The organism is Legionella sp. PC997 (genome assembly GCF_014109825.1).
GTDB lineage: Bacteria > Pseudomonadota > Gammaproteobacteria > Legionellales > Legionellaceae > Legionella.
Genome location: NZ_CP059576.1, coordinates 1,690,681 through 1,708,546, shown reverse-complemented (window position 1 = coordinate 1,708,546; position 17,866 = coordinate 1,690,681). Strand labels below are relative to the sequence as shown.

Sequence of the window (17,866 nt, the reverse complement as noted above, 5' to 3'; positions counted from 1 at the left end):
TGAATTATGGAATGGGATACAGTCATTGGCCTTGAGGTACATGCTCAGCTAAAAACAAAATCAAAGCTCTTTTCTGGCGCATCTACTGCGTTCGGTTCTGATCCTAATTCTCAAACCTGCTTTATCGATGCAGGATTTCCTGGTGTTTTGCCGGTGTTGAATCAGGAAGCAGTGCTTATGGCAATTCAGTTTGGTTTGGCTATTCAAGCTGACATTAATGATCAATCTGTTTTTGAGCGCAAAAATTATTTTTATCCGGATTTACCCAAAGGATATCAAATCAGCCAATTTCAAAAACCTATAGTGAGTAATGGTAAATTAACAATTACTTTGAATGACGACAGTGAAAAAGAGATTTTGATCGTACGCGCCCATTTGGAAGAAGATGCCGGTAAATCATTACATGGAATACATTCTGGCTTTAGTGGAATTGATCTTAACCGTGCAGGAACACCTCTTTTGGAAATAGTTACCGCTCCTTGTTTGTTTTCGAGCCATGAAGCAGTAAGTTACCTTAAAAAATTGCATCAATTAGTCCAATTCCTAGGTATCTGTGATGGTAATATGCAAGAAGGCAGTTTCCGTTGTGATGTGAATCTCTCCTTAAAGCCCAAAGGTTCTTCTGTTTTAGGAACACGAACTGAATTGAAAAATTTAAATTCATTCCGTTTTATCGAAAAAGCTATAGCATATGAACAAGCACGACATCAGGATATCCTTGAAAGTGGGCAGCAAATAGTACAAGAAACACGGCTTTATAACCCTGACACGCATACAACACAGCCGATGCGCAGTAAAGAAAATGAAAACGATTACCGATACTTTCCGGATCCGGATTTATTACCCATACAAATTACCCGATTCCTCATTGCTGAAGTAAAGAATAAGTTACCAGACTTACCGGATAAAATTCATGCTGAGTTGAAAAACATACCTTCTCTCAATGAAGGAGACATTCATTTTATTCTTTCTTCTCCAGCAACTTATCAGTTTTTTAAATCAATTAAAGCTCAATGTCGCGCTTCTGAGAAAATGATTATTAATTGGTTAAAAGGTCAATATGCTGCCGCTTTAAATGAAGAGGGTTTAACGTTTGAGACTCCACGTGTATCGGCAGAGCTCATGGCGCATCTTCTTAATAAATTACATGACTCAGTGATTTCTTTAAATAACGCACGATCTATTTTCGCTTTACTATGGACTGGAGAAAAAGATATTGAAGCCATAATAGCACGTGAAGGATACGGACAAGTAGATGATACCGCTCTTTGGGAAGACATGATTATTCAATTAATTCAACAATATCCTGAACAAACCGCTGATTACAGGGCAGGAAAAGAGAAACTGCTCGCATTCTTCGTAGGGCAGATCATGAAGCAAACCAAAGGACAAGCTAATCCTGAACAAATCAATTCCCTACTAAAAAAACATCTAGCAGGAAATGGATAATTTGCATTAGAAAGAAATTTTTAGTTTATACTTTCGTTAACCCAAGTGCTACGTGGGGGTCTCAACGTTGTGGCACTGTGTAATGACAGAGCGATCTCTTGTTATGTGTCAATAATCTATACAGTTTTAAATCTGAATGGGTATTTATTTATAACTAAAATCAACAAAAGATCATCCCGCTCCAAACCGAATTTTATAGTGGATACCTGCACTGAATAAGCTACTATGGGTACGCTCAAGCTGGGTTTTGAAAATTGATTAAAAAAGATGAAATTTCGTATTAAAGATTAGATAAAGAAAAGTAAAAGAGTCAGTCGATAAGCCGGGTTCTGTCACGGACAATCATTCATCTGGGACATGCGTCACCGCATACCTCAAGCGACCTACCCGAGTCCCGTGCGGGTCACACGTCATGACTTTTCAGTCAAATGGACTCCTATTTGGTCTTGCTCCGAGTGGGGTTTTCCCTGCCACGTCTGTTACCAAACGCGCGGTGCGCTCTTACCGCACCATTTCACCCTTACCTCTAAGAGGCGGTATATTTTCTGTGGCACTTTCCGTAGGTTCACACCTCCCAGGCGTTACCTGGCACTCTACCCTTTGGAGCCCGGACTTTCCTCCCTTTGTAAAACAAAGAGCGATTGTCTGACCAACTCTGTTATCAATAGTAGCAGAGTGCCTAGTCAAAGACCACTATATTGAGAATTTAATATGAAAAACAGTGAAAAAAGATTGCTTTTATCAATTAGAAATCACGAGTTCCTATAAATTCGTCATCGAAATAACGCTTTAGTTTAGTACGTAAAGTACCACGACTTACACCAAGAACACGTGCAGCTTTTGATTGGTTGTAACGAGTTAACTCCATTACTGTACGAAATAACGGCGCTTCAACTTCTTCAACGATTAATTGATATAAGTTTAAGTTAGAATCTTTATTATTGACACTGCTTAAATAACCCTTAACAGCATGAATTACTTGATGAGTAAGTGCTTCGCTGCTTTGCACCATTGTATCTGTGCTCATTTAAGTCTCCTAGTACAAATAAATTAAATAAAATTATGCCCAGTACTTACACTCACCGAACACTATGGCCTATATAGTATCAAACATCTCAAAGAGTGTAAATATTGTTTTAATGATATTCATTTCTTAAGGAAATATTAAGAAAAAAAATTTTACCACTTTACAAGTTATATCGACAAGGCGATTTTATTAATTAATTGGCTTATCTCAGCAGTTTCTTGACTGTATGACTAAAATATTCTCGAAATTTGTGTATTTTTTCCTGTAAAAGTTGTAATTTTCTTTTGCTTTAGAATGATTCGAAAGACAAGGATTTGATTATTAAGGGCAAAATATGACAAATAAACATACAGGTGACTTACATTGTCATCTTAATGGTAGTTTTAGTTTGGCTTTTCTAGAACATATAGCAAAAAAAAATAATTGCGTTGAACTCTATGAAGAATTAATTCGTGTACGCTCAGAATACCTAAAAAATACCATTCAACAGCCAGAAAGTGGTTATTCTAATGAGTTAATCGCCGTCATTTGGAAACAATTTGGTCTCGTTCATAAAATTATCCAGACACTTGCTGATATTTCTGATGGTGTAGTTGATGTAGTAAGGAGCTCAAAAGCTAAGTACCTAGAAATAAGAACAACACCCAAAGAAATGGAACATCAAACACGAGATAAATATATCGATGCATTCGTCTCGGGGCTAACTCAAGCAAACCAACAGATAACTCATAAAAAAGCAGTTGGATTATTGAGTCTGGACAGAACCATTCATACTCTAGAGGATGCAAATTACTTTATCGATCGTATATTAAAAAGTCCTAATAAAGTATTAGTAGGCTTGGATGTTTCAGGAAACCCCGTAGCCAATAGAACGCTCGCAGGCGAAGATCTAACTAAGTTGGTTCATCTGGCTTTAGATAAAGGAATTGCTATTGCCATCCATGTAGGGGAATCTGATAGTGCTCGAGAGCGGCAAGACACCGATGCAGTTTTAACTGCGTTAGAACAGTGGAAATCTCTGCATTCTATTGAAGACAAGAATCCATTGCATGGTAAAGTACGCTTAGGTCATTGTATTTTTCTTACCCAGGAACAAAAAGATCGTATCAAAAAGCTGGGAATACCTATTGAAGTATGTCCCAGCTGCCACAGCAAACTGAATTGGCATCTCGAAAAAGAGCCTCATCCGGCTACATCGATTTATCAAGATCTAAGCGAGCCAATAGTTCTGGGGACGGATGATGAGCTAATTTTTGATGGTTCTGTCAAAGATGAATTTAATCGATTACTCAGTTTTTTTGCAAATAAGGAGCAATTAAGTAGAAAGCAACTTAAAGAACACCAGTCCAGCTTTCGTTTTTCTAATAATTGACGCTCTCCTCCAGAACGTTGCAAGGGATGATCAGTCAATTATATGGGTTCCCGGTTTCACTTCGACCGGGGTTACATCCTAATCTACTGTAAAACTTTCTCCACATCCACATTGTCCGGTTTGATTGGGATTATTGAAAATAAATTTATAATTTAATCCCTGTTTTACATAATCAACATTCATATTTTTTAAGAAAGGATAACTGGATTTATCAATACATACCTTATAGTTATCCGTCAAAGCGAGCACTAAATCACCTTCCTGAGGAGCCAGCACATAATCCACTACATAAGATAAACCCGAACATCCAGTTTTCTTTACTGATAAACGAATCCCAGTATACTCAGAATTTTTCTGCAAATAAGACACCAAGTGTTTTATTGCTGCTTCTGTAAAATTGATTTCAGGCACTGTACCTTCTACATGATGCACTACTACACTCATTTGTTACCTCTCAATTCGATTTATCTTCTTCAATAAAAGCAATACTTCTCTATAAACATCAACAATCCTTAATGCTATAGGATACTGGGCGACAGGGATATCTAATTCTTTCACAATGAACTGATAATCAATTTGTGGTGCAGCATCAATAGTCTTACCTTCCAGCTGTCTGCATAACCATTCCAGGCTAGCTATTACATAAGGATTACCATTAGTTTTAAAACAAGCTCGAACCATTGTACCATCTGGAATATACTGCATATAGAGCTCAATAATCCCCTGACCTTTTTGTTTGTTTTTAACACCTACTGCAAAATGATCATTTAAGTCGAGTACCCCCACATGTTTCGGAGAAAAGAAATATTCTCGTACAATTTTATTATACATCATGGTGATATTTCATGCAGCCGAGTTACTTGGGTACAAATAACGCTTATGGCATGCTCCACTTCTGCTTCCTTAGTAAAACGCCCAAGGGATAATCTAATGGTGCTTTGTGCTAATTCGTCACTTAATCCTAAAGCTTTTAATACGTAAGAGGGTTGGATACTAGCTGAACTACAGGCCGACGTAGTAGATACAGCTAGATCACTTAGTGCCAGCAGTAATGAGTCCCCATCTAAACCGGCAAAGCTTATATTCAGATTACCCGCGATGCGTTTTTGTTCGTCTCCGTTAATCTGTATCCCAGGCAAATGCTTAATGCCATTCCATAAACGCTGGCGGTACATTAAAAGTCGTGCTTGCTCCTCTTCTCGCAAAAGTTCAGCTAATGCAAAGGCTTCGCCCATTCCCACAATTTGATGAGTTGGCAATGTTCCCGAGCGTAAACCTCCTTCATGTCCTCCGCCAAAGCTTTGAGGTTGAAGACGGATGCGGGGTTTATGCCTCAAATAAAGTGCACCCATACCCTTGGGGCCATAGTTTTTATGTGCTGATAATGCCATTAAATCTACAGAAAGACGAGTGAGGTCAATAGGAATTTTTCCAGCACTTTGCGCTGCGTCAACATGAAAAATAATTCCTTTATCACGTAATAAAGTACCAATGCTTTCAATATCCTGGATTACTCCAATTTCATTGTTCACATGCATGACGGATACCAAAATAGTATCGGGTCTTAATGCTAGGTTTAGTTTTTCAATATCAAGCAAACCATTTGCTTCAGGGGGTAAATAAGTTATTTCGAAGCCATCTTTTTCTAAGCGGCTAAAACTATCGAGCACAGCCTTATGTTCTGTGCTCATAGTAATTACATGCTTCCCTTTATTTTTATAAAAGTGAGCAGCGCCTATTATTGCTAAATTATTCGCTTCTGTAGCTCCTGAAGTAAATACGATATCTTGAGTCGAGGCATGAATTGAATCTGCAATTTGCAAACGGGCGTGCTCTACTGCAAGAGCTGCAACTCGACCGTATTCGTGAGTTACTGAAGAAGGATTACCATAGTCCCCATCTGGGCCCAAGTAACGGATCATGTGCTCTACTACACGCGGATCTACCGGTGTAGTCGCCATATAATCAAAATAGATTGGTATTTTAATTATCTCGCTCACTCCCGCCCCTTTTGCTTGCCCATTCCAGTGATTTCTGTACCTGGCTTAACATCCCACGTAATAAATTAACTTCCATTTTTTCCAGATTTACGCGATTAAATAATCGTCGTACGCGTTGCATTAAACGACGAGGATTTGACGCTTTTAAAAATTGAATCTCAATAAAAACATCTCTTAGATGTTCATAAAATTGTTCAATCTCATCTGCCGTAGCATATTCATCCTGGCGTAATGAAACTTCTGCTTTGGGCGCTAATAACTTCATTCGCAATTCATAAGCAACAATCTGTACTGCTTGTGCCAGGTTGAGCGAACCATATTCAGGGTTGCTAGGAATATGGATATGATAATGACATTTTAGCAGCTCTTCATTAGTAAGACCTGCATGTTCTCGCCCAAAAACGATTGCAATTTGTGTATCTTCTGTTTGCTGACTTATCAAATCGGCACAGGAGGCAGGAATTAAGCCAGGCAAAGACAGACCTCTAGGTCTCGCGCTCGTTCCTAAAATTAGCTGACAACCGATCAAGGCTTCATCTAAAGACTCTGTTACCACCGCACTCTCTAAAAGATCATCGGCACCAGCTGCCATTTCTTTTGCTTTATAATCAGGAAACGATTTGGGATTGACCAGATAAAGTGAATTTAATCCCATCGTTTTCATCGCTCTTGCTGTAGAACCTATATTCCCGGGATGAGATGTTGCAACTAAAATAATGCGAATTGAACTTAACTTCATATACAAAAACTTTCATTAATACATTGAGATCTCTATATCATATCATTGAACTTCGTTTTTTACGATTTTTGCTTTTTTCATATTTAACTCTATTTGCACAAAAAAAATATGATAGAATCACCGGTTTTGTAGATTAAAGAGTATATTCATGGAACCACTTTTAAATATAGCAGTTAACGCAGCACGGCAAGCCGGTGAGATTATAATTCGACATATGGAGCAAGTGGACCGACTCAAAATTACAGCTAAAAATAACCATGAATATTTTAGCGAAGTGGACATCAAAGCCGAACAAACTATTATTCATGCAATTCATAAAGCGTACCCAGATCATGGAATCCTCGCCGAAGAAAGTGGTCTTCAAGAAGGTGATAATGAGTCGATTTGGATTATTGATCCCTTAGACGGGACCTCAAACTATTTACATGGATTTCCTTTCTTTTCCGTTTCAATCGCAGTGAAAGTTAAAGGAAGAATAGAACATGGTGTTATCTATGATCCATTACGCCACGAGTGTTTTGCTGCAAGCCGAGGACGCGGAGCGCGTTTGAATGATCGAAGAATACGTGTTTCCAAACAAACCCAACTCGTGTCATCTCTGCTAGGAACTGGTTTTCCATCTCGCGACATCAGTATCGCACAAAAATATTTACCTACCTTCGAAGCATTATTTGGTAAATGTGCAGGAGTCAGAAGAACTGGATCTGCTGCGCTGGATTTAGCTTATGTTGCCAGCGGACGCCTTGATGGATTTTGGGAGTTTGGTTTACGGCCCTGGGATATTGCGGCAGGATCACTATTAATTAGGGAAGCGGGTGGTTTGATTAGTGATTTACACGGTGGCGATGATTTCCTCAAACATGGAGACATCGTTGCTGGAACACCTAAAGTGTTTAAATCATTATTACAAACCATCTCCCCTGTCCTAAAGTAAATTGAAGCGTCTCTATTGAAAAGCCTGGTTGAAGCGCTTCACCAGGCTACGAGACCGAGGTCTTACTTATTTAAATCCAGGCTTCACTCCAAAACTTAAGGGAAGTTCGTCAGCCAGAGCAGTCCCTAGATTTTTAGTCACGCGATCAAAAAGATTTTGCTTATGGGTATAATCAATCACATCAGGAATCTTAACTATTTCACGAGCTAACTGCCCACTACTTGCAAATCCATCAATTAAACCCATTGCTAAAGCTTGCTCTCCTGTCCAAAAAAGACCCGAAAATGTATCATTATCAATATGTAAACGCTTTCCTCGACCTTCTTTTACGCGATTAATAAATTGTTCATGAACCTGATCCAGCATAATTTGTAGTTTTTGCTTTGCAAAATCTGTTTCAGGAGTAAAAGGATCCAACAATGACTTATTAACCCCGGAGGTTTGTAATCTTCGGGTGATTCCCACTTTGTTAATTAGATCTACAAAACCAAAACCATTATACAAAACACCTATTGAGCCAACCATACTTGCCGGACTGGCATAAATATTTTCTGCAGCAACAGCAACATAATAAGCGGCAGAAGCACATGCATCCACACAAACCGCATAAATTTTTATATCAGGGTATTTTTTTTGATAAAACTTGATCAGGTTATACATGTATTCAGCCTGCACAGGGCTACCCCCAGGACTATTAATACGTACAATTACAGCTTTTAGTCCAGAGTTTTTATAAGCTGAATCTAAGCCCTTGGCGAAATCATCAGAATTGGCTTTGGATTCTGCCATTTCACCTGTGATATCGACGATACCAACATGAGGTTTGATGTTAGTGCCTAGGTCCTCATTGGTATTTATAAACACTTGATATACTATATAGACAAGGATAAGTAAATAAATAATCCGCATGAACCACTTCCATCTGCGTTTCCTTTTTTCTTCCTTCATATAATCAATAATGATTTGATTCAGCAAAGCTTGAGAATCCGAAGTAGAATTAGGAGAATGGTTGTTTGTCATAATCATCACTTGAAATTATTAAAATAGGCCTCATTTTACGGTAGATACAATAAAATTAACACCCATTAACCCATTAGAAGGTTATATATCATGAGAATGGATAAGCTAACATCAAAGTTTCAAATAGCCTTGGCAGATGCTCAGTCTCTCGCTTTAGGGAGAGATAATGGTTTTATCGAACCAGAGCACTTAATGAAAGCGCTTTTGGATCAACAAGGAGGCAGTTGTAGACCTCTACTGAGTAAAGCGGGTGTCAATATCCCTTTATTAAGGACTCTTTTAGACCAAGCATTAGACAAACTTCCCAAAGTATCTGGAATGGGTGGTGATATTCATATTTCCAATGGATTAAATCGTCTCTTAAACCTTACTGATAAACTGGCTCAACAGAAAAAGGATAATTTCATTTCGAGCGAGCTTTTTGTTCTAGCAGCAATAAACGAGGAAGGTAGCCTTTCTCGAATGCTTAAACAAGCTGGCGGTGAAGCCAAAGCAATAGAAAACGCAATTAGTGAGTTGCGTGGCGGTGAAAGCATTAATGACGCTAATGCCGAAGAACAACGCCAAGCTTTAGAAAAGTATACTCTTGATTTAACCGCCCGAGCAGAACAAGGGAAACTGGATCCGGTAATTGGTCGCGATGATGAAATTCGAAGAACCATTCAGGTATTACAAAGACGTACAAAAAACAACCCTGTTTTGATTGGTGAGCCGGGAGTAGGTAAAACTGCAATTGTTGAGGGATTAGCCCAACGCATTATTAATGGCGAAGTTCCTGAAGGCCTAAAAAATAAACGCTTGCTCTCTTTGGATATGGGTGCATTGATTGCGGGAGCAAAATATCGCGGGGAATTTGAAGAGCGGCTCAAAGCAGTTCTTAATGATTTAGCAAAACAGGAAGGTCAAATTATTCTCTTTATTGACGAACTTCATACCATGGTGGGTGCTGGAAAAGCTGAGGGGGCTATGGATGCAGGAAACATGTTAAAACCTGCTTTAGCCCGGGGTGAACTCCATTGCATCGGTGCCACTACTTTAGATGAATACCGACAATATATCGAGAAAGATGCCGCTCTAGAACGACGTTTTCAAAAAGTTTTGGTTGATGAACCGACTGTGGAAGACACCATTGCTATTCTTCGTGGTTTAAAAGAGCGCTATGAAGTGCATCATGGAGTTGAAATTACGGATCCTGCAATCGTTGCAGCAGCTACTTTATCACACCGATATATTACTGACCGACAATTACCTGATAAAGCAATTGACTTAATTGATGAAGCAGGAAGTTTGATTCGTATGGAAATAGATTCAAAACCCGAAAGCATGGATAAATTAGAGCGACGTTTGATTCAATTGAAAATTGAACGTGAGGCACTAAAAAAAGAACATGATGAAGCCTCTAAAAAACGTCTTGAAGATCTGCAGCATTCAATTGATGAATTAGAAAAGAACTATTCTGACTTAGAAGAAGTATGGAAAGCTGAAAAAGCAACCATGCATGGGGCTACACAAATCAAAGAAGCCCTGGAACAAGCAAAACTTGAAATGGAAACTGCACGTCGAGCTGGAGATTTGAGTCGAATGTCGGAATTACAATACGGCCGCATTCCAGAACTTGAAAAACGTTTATCCCAAGTAGCTGAAGTTGAATCGCATGAGAACAAATTAGTCCGTAATAAAGTGACCGAAGATGAGGTTGCAGAAGTCGTATCGAAATGGACAGGTATCCCTGTAGCCAAAATGATGGAAGGTGAAAAAGAAAAATTACTTCGTATGGAAGAAGTCCTACATCATCGCCTCATAGGTCAAAATGAAGCAATAAATGCTGTATCTAATGCCATTCGTCGTTCCCGTGCCGGTTTATCCGACCCTAACCGCCCTATTGGTTCATTTTTGTTCCTTGGTCCTACAGGCGTGGGTAAGACGGAATTATGTAAAGCCTTGGCTTCATTCCTCTTTGATACAGAAGAAGCGATGGTACGTATCGACATGTCTGAATTTATGGAAAAACATTCTGTGGCTCGTCTGATTGGTGCGCCTCCTGGATACGTAGGCTATGAGGAAGGCGGATATCTAACAGAGGCTGTCCGGCGCAGACCCTATTCCGTAGTTTTACTTGATGAAGTAGAAAAAGCCCATACCGATGTGTTCAATATACTCCTGCAAGTTATGGATGATGGGCGCTTGACTGATGGCCAGGGGCGTACCGTTGATTTTCGTAATGCCATTATTGTCATGACTTCGAATCTTGGCTCCAATTTGATTCAAGAAATGGGCAATAAATTTAAATACGAGCAAATTAAAGATGCGGTTATGGAAATGGTACGCCAACACTTCCGTCCTGAATTTATTAACCGTATCGATGATACAGTGGTCTTCCACGCTCTTGCTCAAGATCAAATTGCAAAAATTGCAGGAATTCAAATTAGTTACTTGCAAAAACGCTTGAATCAACAAGATATCCATCTTAATGTAACGCAGGATGCCTTATCTCACTTAGCCGAAGCAGGTTTTGATCCAGTATATGGAGCAAGACCGTTAAAACGCACCATTCAGCAGCAACTGGAAAATCCTTTGGCACAAGATATCTTGACTGGGAAATTCAAAGCAGGTGATACAATTAAAGTCACTTATAAAAACGGGGAAATGAAGTTCTCTTAGCATTAATTTAAAATGAACCGATACCTGTTCATGTCGATTATGAATCATATGCCTGGCGCTAAAAGCCGCCAGGTACTTATCTATAATTCTGCTAAAGCTATTTGAACAACGCAGAGCCGCCACAGTAGATTCGATTTTTAACTATACTTATTTATACTACTTATCAACTCAGAGTTGATCCCATGGGAAAGTATTTCTTTGCGTTGGGGCCAAAAATCGTTAAAAGAGGAAGAGGAATATCCTTTTGAACAAGAGGATGAATACTACATTAGTTCAAATAATCAACACGAATCTTTGGACCCTCTCCTCGCAGCTGAATATGCAGTCTTTTCAGGTAATTTACTACGCCTTATTTTAGGCCCTGAACATCCGGAGTACCATCCACTATAAAACCTAAAGCAGCTCCTTCATTAACATTCTACACGTTTTAATCGTTCTACTAACTTCTTTTTCACTTCAGGCCACTCTTCAGCAAGGATACTATATAAAACCGTATCTGTGACCTGTCCATTGTGATGAATCATATGTTGACGCAGAATACCCTCTTTTGTAGCGCCTAATTTGTTTAATGTATTGTAGTTTTTCACATTACGAGGATCTGTTGCGATTTGAACCCGATTAAGGCTCCACGCTTCAAATGCATTTTGAAATAACAAAAATAACGACTCATGATTGTACTGCTTACCCCATACTGATGGCGTCAGCCAGCCATAGCCCACTTCCAATTTTTTATGTTGCAAGTCGATCTCATAATAAGCTCGGCTTCCAATTAACTCGTTATCTTTAAATCTTCTTATCACATACGTGAATTGTAAACCCTGCACTTGCTTTAACAAACAATCTTGAAACCAGGAATCATAAAACTCTCCATTCGCTTTATTTGGCATGTAGGTCCAAATACGGGCATCATTAGCCGGATGACGCAAATTGGCATAATGATTTATAGTAAGTGGCTCCATTTGAATGGATTGTCCAATAAGCGTCTCAAGCGTAATCGTACTGACTTTAGCTTTATTTTTAGGCATAATAAGGGCGTCAGTCATTATCGTTTCTCAATATATAAAACCATGATCAATAAATTATTTCAGCGAATAAAACAACTGTTTCAGACCTCTACAGGTAAAATTATTTCAAATGCATATCGGATTATTTCAATTGACGAGAACTATCTAAATACAGCTAAAGTTTACGTTAAAGTCCAAGTTACTGATAAGGCAGTCACTTTTGATAAGCCTATAAGTGAACTGTACCATAAAAAATGGTTGGATAATTTTTCGCATGAAGATGTAGCACATATCGCAGCTTTATATTCGGCCGAACTAACAAATAACCTGGATCTAATTAAAAGGTTCCCTAAACATACATCCGCCAACAAATCCAGTGTCATTAGTGTAGGAATTTTGTTTACAACTTTTTTAATTTTATCGAATTTAGCAGCCTTTAAAATTGCTGCTTTTGGTTCAATTAGTTTTGCTGCGGGTTTAATTTTTTTTCCTTTAACCTATGTTTTTGATGACATTTTGACTGAAGTATATGGATTTAAAGTGAGTCGACGGATTATTTGGATGGCATTACTGGCGAATACTATCGTTTTTTTGGGCACCTGGCTTACCATTTATCTGACTCCTTCACCTTTTTGGTCTCATCAAGAAGCTTATGCAACTGTATATCAAGGAACATTAAGGGTATTCACAGCCTCTGTCATTAGTTATTTTTTTGGTGAATTTGCCAATTCAATTATTCTGGCCAAACTGAAAGTGTTAACATCTGGTGAGCGGCTTTGGTTGCGAGCGATTACAAGCACAATGATCGGTGTAGGTATCGATACCTTACTTTTTACTCATATTGCTTTTTTATTCATAATTCCCTATGCGGCGATTTGGCAAATTATTGGAACGATGTATTTATTCAAAGTATTGTATGAAATATGTGCATTACCCATTACTTATCATGTTTCCAATTATTTAAAGCGAAAGGATAATGTAGATCATTATGATGTGAAAACCGATTTTAATCCGTTTTCATTAGCGCTTTGATTATTCATAAAAGAACAAATATCTCTGGGAATAGAAAATAGTTTCCGTTCCTTGTTTATTTCTTGGATATATTTAAGTGCACCTCATCCTTTATTTTCTTCTTTAATCCGATCATTATTAACTCCAGCTTACAAATGGAGCCAAATTTGAACTAATATGAACCACATATGTTAGGAATGGTATTCATTTCAAATACTGGAAGAAAGTATAAAGAGTGCACTTACCTCTGTAGATAATATAGAGGAGCAACAGCAAATTCTTAATAAGAATTTATCTAAGAAAAGGCCTGTGAACCTATATTGAAGGTGCTTTACGTAAGAAATTCTGATAATTCAGATCTCTCATGGAGAAATTTTGACCCAACTCAATCTTCTTGGGCTAGATCAAGTTCTCCAAGTTAATCGACAGGACTCTTCTGCCCAAAGACTTCACCCAATTTAACACCAATAACTGCTATAAGATAATTTATACCGTCGACTTGTATATAAATAATCCAAATAAGATACTTTTTCAATAAAATTTAAACAGTAAGTATCACCACTTCGTCTTTTTTCTGCTCTTCCTGATAGGTGAGCTCTTTCTCAGCTCTTGCGATGGCCGTAAGCATTTTAACTTTTCCATTGAAAAATGTGCAATCCAAGACAGCGCCAGGCTCTGTTTCAAGGAATTGTTTGAGAAACTTCACCCCATTGAGCATATCGTCTTGAGTTAATTCATCCAGATTTTTTTCCAAACCTAAAGCTTGCTGAAGCGTAAAGAGTAGATCGGTATCTAGCGTTTTTGACTGTTGTAATAGCAATACATAACCACCAAAAAGCATATAGCTGCATGTTGAATCATAACAACCTTTCATTTTGGTTAAAAAGGAGCTGTGCTCTGTGGACTCAAGGTTGTCTTGTATTAATGGAGTATAAAATAAACTAAAAATTATATTTCTGGATGTTTCTGATTCCACATATTTACTTAGGCTTGAATTTATTGCCTCATCATCTAAATTTTTAAAGACCTTAAAATCTTTATAATCTTTGGCTACCCCTTTACACCATTTTTCTATATCTTTCTCCAGCTGTTGCCGTTCATTTTCAATTTGTTCTGCTAAAGTTTTAATGAATTCAATTGCTGCAAACTGATTTAGAATAGCTGCTCCTCTTCGCGCATGTTCATCAATAATGTCCTGTAAGTACGGTTTGAAATTTTTATCTTCAGCAAAGTGCGGGTATTTCATAAATCGAGCAACATGTTCTTTATCTTCAAGCAGCATGTTATTACGAAAAACCTCTAATGCTTTGACAATAGTTACAACATCAAGAATTTTTAAATCATCTACTCTAAAAGTCTTTTTTACTTCGTCTAATTCTTTAAATTGCAATGCTCTTCTTATCGCTTGAAATAACCTGCAATCAGTTACATTACATTTACCCCATATCGTCCAAGAGGCATAATAATTATGATTGTCATACTCCTTAATCAGTCGAAAATAACGATGAATTAATGCCCCTAATAAAAACATAGTTCCCTGCTCTGTATCCTTTTTGTTTTCTTTCGGGATTTGGCGTAATTCATTAACCAATTGATTAAACACTTCAATTTGAGGAGTTCGATCTGATTTACATTTAATTATTTCATTTGTTCTAGCTATTAATACATCCAGTGCAGAGGATCCCTCACTGACCTGACTATCCACTACTGTATACCTTCCCAATATAGTGGAATATTTAGTTTCTAAGTTCAGCGTATTGACTCTAAGTTTTGCAAACGTTGGCGGAATAAAAGTCATACATCCTCCTTAATACATACTCATTCCCAAAGAATTCATAATTCCTCTATAAAGCCCAAATAAAGCTGAAGAATTCTTGCTAGATGAAAAATATTTTGCTTCATGAATGTCCTTTTGAATTGTTGCTCCTAATCGCTTATTTAGTTCCCGGTATGTTTCTTCTTCGCGCCGTTCATATACAAAAGTGCAATAATAACTGAACTCGCTCAAACATGAATTAAAAAAATCCTTATCCATTTCATCAAGAGATTGAATTTCTAAATGACTACGAAATAACTCAATCAGAGACTGGTAAAGATAATTACTGACTGAAGAATTATATTGGATCCACTTGACCAAATATATTCCAATAATAACCTTTCTTTTAAATTCATTGAAATCATCTAGAGTTAGCGTAAGATCTCTCTTAACAACTTTAACATATTGGATTAGTTCATAGGTCTCATCTAAATTGTGAGCCAGAATGCTTATTGTAGCCGCATCATCGATAGCAACATGATTAGGAACGAATAAAGAAAAAAAATTCAAACATCCCACATGGTGTCCATAAGATCGCGCCAAACACGTTGCTAGTTTTTTTGCTTTTTGCTGAAATTCGGCAAACTCTGTCATTGCGTCCCTCCTGCAAATCTGACCCGCAATAACTGCAACGCGTCATTGTCCAAAAATGTAAACGCCTTCATTTTTTATAGCAACCTATAAAAAATATTGCAACTATTAATTTAACTAATTGAACATAAAAAGAATTAAACGTCTTTTTTCTAGTTTTTTTATGCCCAATAAGTTCGAGGATAACTCAGCAAGTCAGATATGAAGAAATGTTTAAACTTAGATTTAGCTTGGGTGCAGAGGAACCCGGGGATCTCTTGCAATCATCCTGAGTGCAACAAGGGATCTCACATCGTAATCCTCTGTCCTGAGTCCCAAATCTATCTTGAAAACCGCTCGTCTATAGAATTGATTAACTTTTGATGAATTCCATTAAAACCTCGGTTACTCATAACCAAAACAGCATCTCCTGCTTGTACTGTATGGGTTATTTCTTTAATTATTTCGTCATGATTTTTACAAATCTTATAGGGACAAGTCCAGTTGCTTATTGTTTCATGCAAATTGAAATCCTGTGGTTCTAAAACATACGCTCCATGAACGGGTTGCAAGGCATGCGCCATTTCATCCGCATGAACCCCTGTTCGCATGGTGTAGGATGCAAACTCTAACACTGCAAAAATACGTTGATGTCTATTGCTTCGTTTTAAAGCATCAACCGTTCGCATAATGGCTGTAGGATGATGTGCAAAATCATCATAAACCGTTATGTCATGTTTATTTGAGCGAACCTCTAATCGACGTTTTACAGGCGTAAACCGTTCTAAAGCCTCAGCTGCAACTTTAGGCTCGATCCCAGCGTTTACACTTGCAGCAAGAGCTGCTAGGCCATTTTCAACATTAAAACGCCCTATTAATGGCCATTTCACCTCAGAGACTTCTTTTCCATGATGTAATACTTTAAAGGCAGAGCCATTTTCCTCAATTAATTGGGCTGACCATTGAGCGTTCCCTTCCAAAGCCAACTCTTCAATGCGTGAATATTGTCCACGCTCAATTACTTCATTAAGTGCTTTATCATCTCGAGGTTTTATGGCAACACCGCTGGCAGGGATAGTTCGCAACAGATAATGAAATTGCAATTGAATCGCTGCTAAATCAGGATAAATATCAGCATGATCAAATTCCAGATTGTTCAAAATAGCAATTCTTGGGCGATAATGCATGAATTTAGGACGTTTATCAAAAAAAGCACTATCATATTCATCTGCTTCGATCACAAACCATTTACCTGTTCCGAGACAAGCACTCGTCTTAAAATCAGAAGATACGCCACCAATTAAAAAGCCAGGATTCAATCCTGCTTGATGTAAAATCCATGCAATCATTGATGTAGTAGTCGTTTTACCATGTGTCCCAGCAACAGCGATTACTCGATATTTGGATAAAATATTTTCCGCAAGCCACTGTGGTCCAGAAGTGTACTGCTTACCTGATTCAATGACCGCTTCGAGTACAGGCATCCCTCTTTTCATCGCATTCCCCACAATAACGAGATCTGCTTGCAAGGCTAAAGTAGGATCATCATACCCTTCAGTCCAGATTATCCCTTTTGCAGTAAGCAAATCGCTCACGGGTGGATAACAATTCGCATCACTACCAGTAACTTTATGACCTGCATCCCGTGCTAATAAAGCTAGAGCGCTCATAAAAGTTCCGCTTATACCTAAAATATGTAAATGCATGATAATCCTATCTCATTGTAAAAAAGAAACGGTTAATATATTAACCGCTATTAAACCAAATGCGGCTAAGACCGATTGAATTGCTGTTGTGTTTAACGCGAACTTAAATATATGGGCTATGATAACAAACTGCCAAACTGATAATCCTATACTGAAAAACAAATAAAGAATGCCTACAAATATTAATAAGGGATTTTTTAGATTAGGAAGAGACAAGTAAGGTGCTAAAATCAATAACGGTACCACTAATATATGGATGATAATGTTGATACAGTATAACGATGTAACTGTTTGCACCAAGCGTGAAGTCAATCCTTTTAAATACAAAGCCAGATAGGTATAAATGATATAAGAAATTACCAAGTATATTGAAGTAGCGACATTATTAACGAGATCTTCGGAAGAATTAAAATAAGAATAATCCCATTCAATCGTGATCAGTAAAATCAGTAAAATACTACTTAATACCATTAGAGAAATGGAATATGGTGTATTTTCTGGACTTTCTTTTAATAAACAAATATCCCAATAACGATCAAATATAAGATGTAACATTA

The 17,866-nt window shown here is 37.8% G+C and carries 17 protein-coding genes and 1 other RNA gene; 6 read left to right on the top strand and 12 right to left on the bottom strand.

Annotated features, from left to right (window positions below; genetic code table 11):
- Positions 1-6: 6 nt before the first annotated feature.
- Positions 7-1,449 carry an Asp-tRNA(Asn)/Glu-tRNA(Gln) amidotransferase subunit GatB gene (gene gatB / locus HBNCFIEN_RS07255; RefSeq protein ID WP_182393427.1) on the top strand — a complete coding sequence of 481 codons (1,443 nt, stop codon included), beginning with the start codon at positions 7-9 and terminating at the stop codon, positions 1,447-1,449.
- A gap of 302 nt (positions 1,450-1,751) precedes the next feature.
- Here the strand turns inward: gatB and rnpB are convergent.
- An RNA gene (rnpB, locus tag HBNCFIEN_RS07250) (RNase P RNA component class A) lies at positions 1,752-2,106 on the bottom strand.
- Positions 2,107-2,194: 88 nt separating this feature from the next.
- Positions 2,195-2,476: a helix-turn-helix domain-containing protein gene (locus HBNCFIEN_RS07245; protein WP_182393426.1), complete on the bottom strand. Its 282-nt coding sequence runs from the start codon at positions 2,474-2,476 to the stop codon at positions 2,195-2,197.
- Positions 2,477-2,810: 334 nt separating this feature from the next.
- Here HBNCFIEN_RS07245 and HBNCFIEN_RS07240 point away from each other — a divergent pair, with 334 nt between their 5' ends.
- Positions 2,811-3,848, top strand: a complete 1,038-nt coding sequence (locus tag HBNCFIEN_RS07240) for a hypothetical protein (protein ID WP_182393424.1) — start codon at positions 2,811-2,813, stop codon at positions 3,846-3,848.
- Positions 3,849-3,926: 78 nt separating this feature from the next.
- Here the strand turns inward: HBNCFIEN_RS07240 and HBNCFIEN_RS07235 are convergent, their stop codons facing one another.
- Genes HBNCFIEN_RS07235 through trmJ form a run of 4 tightly spaced genes read right to left on the bottom strand, consistent with a single transcriptional unit; the run spans position 3,927 to position 6,587 of the window.
- A complete protein-coding gene (locus HBNCFIEN_RS07235) occupies positions 3,927-4,292 on the bottom strand; it encodes an iron-sulfur cluster assembly accessory protein (RefSeq protein ID WP_182393422.1) in 366 nt (121 codons plus the stop codon).
- Between the two features lie 3 nt (positions 4,293-4,295).
- Positions 4,296-4,682 (bottom strand): iron-sulfur cluster assembly scaffold protein, encoded by a 387-nt coding sequence (locus tag HBNCFIEN_RS07230; RefSeq protein WP_182393420.1) that lies wholly within the window; start codon positions 4,680-4,682, stop codon positions 4,296-4,298.
- Positions 4,679-5,809 carry an IscS subfamily cysteine desulfurase gene (locus tag HBNCFIEN_RS07225; protein ID WP_304599272.1) on the bottom strand — a complete coding sequence of 377 codons (1,131 nt, stop codon included), beginning with the start codon at positions 5,807-5,809 and terminating at the stop codon, positions 4,679-4,681. Before HBNCFIEN_RS07225 ends, HBNCFIEN_RS07230 begins: the two co-directional genes overlap by 4 nt.
- A gap of 22 nt (positions 5,810-5,831) precedes the next feature.
- The gene (gene trmJ, locus HBNCFIEN_RS07220) at positions 5,832-6,587 is read right to left on the bottom strand and encodes a tRNA (cytosine(32)/uridine(32)-2'-O)-methyltransferase TrmJ (RefSeq protein WP_182393418.1); all 756 of its coding nucleotides are present in this window, start codon (positions 6,585-6,587) and stop codon (positions 5,832-5,834) included.
- Positions 6,588-6,735: 148 nt separating this feature from the next.
- Between trmJ and HBNCFIEN_RS07215 the strand changes: the two genes are divergently transcribed.
- On the top strand, positions 6,736-7,521 hold the full coding sequence (locus HBNCFIEN_RS07215; protein WP_182393417.1) for an inositol monophosphatase family protein: 786 nt from the start codon (positions 6,736-6,738) through the stop codon (positions 7,519-7,521).
- Between the two features lie 66 nt (positions 7,522-7,587).
- On the opposite strand, the gene HBNCFIEN_RS07210 is transcribed toward HBNCFIEN_RS07215, so the two are convergent.
- Entirely contained in the window at positions 7,588-8,541 is a 954-nt protein-coding gene (locus HBNCFIEN_RS07210) for a S49 family peptidase (protein WP_182393416.1), read from the bottom strand.
- A gap of 90 nt (positions 8,542-8,631) precedes the next feature.
- Between HBNCFIEN_RS07210 and clpB the strand changes: the two genes are divergently transcribed.
- Both clpB and HBNCFIEN_RS07200 read left to right on the top strand, forming a co-directional pair.
- Entirely contained in the window at positions 8,632-11,202 is a 2,571-nt protein-coding gene (clpB, locus tag HBNCFIEN_RS07205; RefSeq protein ID WP_182393415.1) for an ATP-dependent chaperone ClpB, read from the top strand.
- Between the two features lie 198 nt (positions 11,203-11,400).
- A complete protein-coding gene (locus tag HBNCFIEN_RS07200; RefSeq protein ID WP_182393414.1) occupies positions 11,401-11,592 on the top strand; it encodes a hypothetical protein in 192 nt (63 codons plus the stop codon).
- Between the two features lie 20 nt (positions 11,593-11,612).
- On the opposite strand, the gene HBNCFIEN_RS07195 is transcribed toward HBNCFIEN_RS07200, so the two are convergent.
- Entirely contained in the window at positions 11,613-12,245 is a 633-nt protein-coding gene (locus HBNCFIEN_RS07195) for a GNAT family N-acetyltransferase (RefSeq protein ID WP_182393413.1), read from the bottom strand.
- Positions 12,246-12,269: 24 nt separating this feature from the next.
- On the opposite strand from HBNCFIEN_RS07195, the gene HBNCFIEN_RS07190 reads away from it, so the two are divergent.
- Positions 12,270-13,238, top strand: coding sequence for a queuosine precursor transporter (locus HBNCFIEN_RS07190; protein ID WP_182393411.1), 969 nt, complete (start codon positions 12,270-12,272; stop codon positions 13,236-13,238).
- Positions 13,239-13,758: 520 nt separating this feature from the next.
- Here the strand turns inward: HBNCFIEN_RS07190 and HBNCFIEN_RS07185 are convergent.
- From HBNCFIEN_RS07185 to HBNCFIEN_RS07170, 4 genes are all read right to left on the bottom strand, one after another.
- Positions 13,759-15,015 (bottom strand): hypothetical protein, encoded by a 1,257-nt coding sequence (locus tag HBNCFIEN_RS07185; protein ID WP_182393409.1) that lies wholly within the window; start codon positions 15,013-15,015, stop codon positions 13,759-13,761.
- Between the two features lie 9 nt (positions 15,016-15,024).
- Positions 15,025-15,627, bottom strand: coding sequence for a hypothetical protein (locus HBNCFIEN_RS07180; RefSeq protein ID WP_182393408.1), 603 nt, complete (start codon positions 15,625-15,627; stop codon positions 15,025-15,027).
- Between the two features lie 317 nt (positions 15,628-15,944).
- Positions 15,945-17,309 carry a UDP-N-acetylmuramate:L-alanyl-gamma-D-glutamyl-meso-diaminopimelate ligase gene (gene mpl / locus HBNCFIEN_RS07175; protein WP_182393406.1) on the bottom strand — a complete coding sequence of 455 codons (1,365 nt, stop codon included), beginning with the start codon at positions 17,307-17,309 and terminating at the stop codon, positions 15,945-15,947.
- Between the two features lie 12 nt (positions 17,310-17,321).
- The gene (locus tag HBNCFIEN_RS07170; protein ID WP_182393404.1) at positions 17,322-17,864 is read right to left on the bottom strand and encodes a hypothetical protein; all 543 of its coding nucleotides are present in this window, start codon (positions 17,862-17,864) and stop codon (positions 17,322-17,324) included.
- Between the last annotated feature and the right edge of the window lie 2 nt (positions 17,865-17,866).

Excerpts from the sequence above, each read along its gene's own strand:
- clpB (WP_182393415.1), top strand. The coding sequence starts at position 8,632 with ATGAGAATGGATAAGCTAACATCAAAGTTTCAAATAGCCTTGGCAGAT.
- HBNCFIEN_RS07245 (WP_182393426.1), bottom strand. The coding sequence starts at position 2,476 with ATGAGCACAGATACAATGGTGCAAAGCAGCGAAGCACTTACTCATCAA.
- trmJ (WP_182393418.1), bottom strand. The coding sequence starts at position 6,587 with ATGAAGTTAAGTTCAATTCGCATTATTTTAGTTGCAACATCTCATCCC.
- HBNCFIEN_RS07215 (WP_182393417.1), top strand. The coding sequence starts at position 6,736 with ATGGAACCACTTTTAAATATAGCAGTTAACGCAGCACGGCAAGCCGGT.
- HBNCFIEN_RS07195 (WP_182393413.1), bottom strand. The coding sequence starts at position 12,245 with ATGACTGACGCCCTTATTATGCCTAAAAATAAAGCTAAAGTCAGTACG.
- mpl (WP_182393406.1), bottom strand. The coding sequence starts at position 17,309 with ATGCATTTACATATTTTAGGTATAAGCGGAACTTTTATGAGCGCTCTA.
- gatB (WP_182393427.1), top strand. The coding sequence starts at position 7 with ATGGAATGGGATACAGTCATTGGCCTTGAGGTACATGCTCAGCTAAAA.
- HBNCFIEN_RS07170 (WP_182393404.1), bottom strand. The coding sequence starts at position 17,864 with ATGTTACATCTTATATTTGATCGTTATTGGGATATTTGTTTATTAAAA.
- HBNCFIEN_RS07240 (WP_182393424.1), top strand. The coding sequence starts at position 2,811 with ATGACAAATAAACATACAGGTGACTTACATTGTCATCTTAATGGTAGT.
- HBNCFIEN_RS07235 (WP_182393422.1), bottom strand. The coding sequence starts at position 4,292 with ATGAGTGTAGTAGTGCATCATGTAGAAGGTACAGTGCCTGAAATCAAT.
- HBNCFIEN_RS07180 (WP_182393408.1), bottom strand. The coding sequence starts at position 15,627 with ATGACAGAGTTTGCCGAATTTCAGCAAAAAGCAAAAAAACTAGCAACG.
- HBNCFIEN_RS07230 (WP_182393420.1), bottom strand. The coding sequence starts at position 4,682 with ATGATGTATAATAAAATTGTACGAGAATATTTCTTTTCTCCGAAACAT.
- HBNCFIEN_RS07185 (WP_182393409.1), bottom strand. The coding sequence starts at position 15,015 with ATGACTTTTATTCCGCCAACGTTTGCAAAACTTAGAGTCAATACGCTG.
- HBNCFIEN_RS07225 (WP_304599272.1), bottom strand. The coding sequence starts at position 5,809 with ATGGCGACTACACCGGTAGATCCGCGTGTAGTAGAGCACATGATCCGT.
- HBNCFIEN_RS07190 (WP_182393411.1), top strand. The coding sequence starts at position 12,270 with ATGATCAATAAATTATTTCAGCGAATAAAACAACTGTTTCAGACCTCT.
- HBNCFIEN_RS07210 (WP_182393416.1), bottom strand. The coding sequence starts at position 8,541 with ATGACAAACAACCATTCTCCTAATTCTACTTCGGATTCTCAAGCTTTG.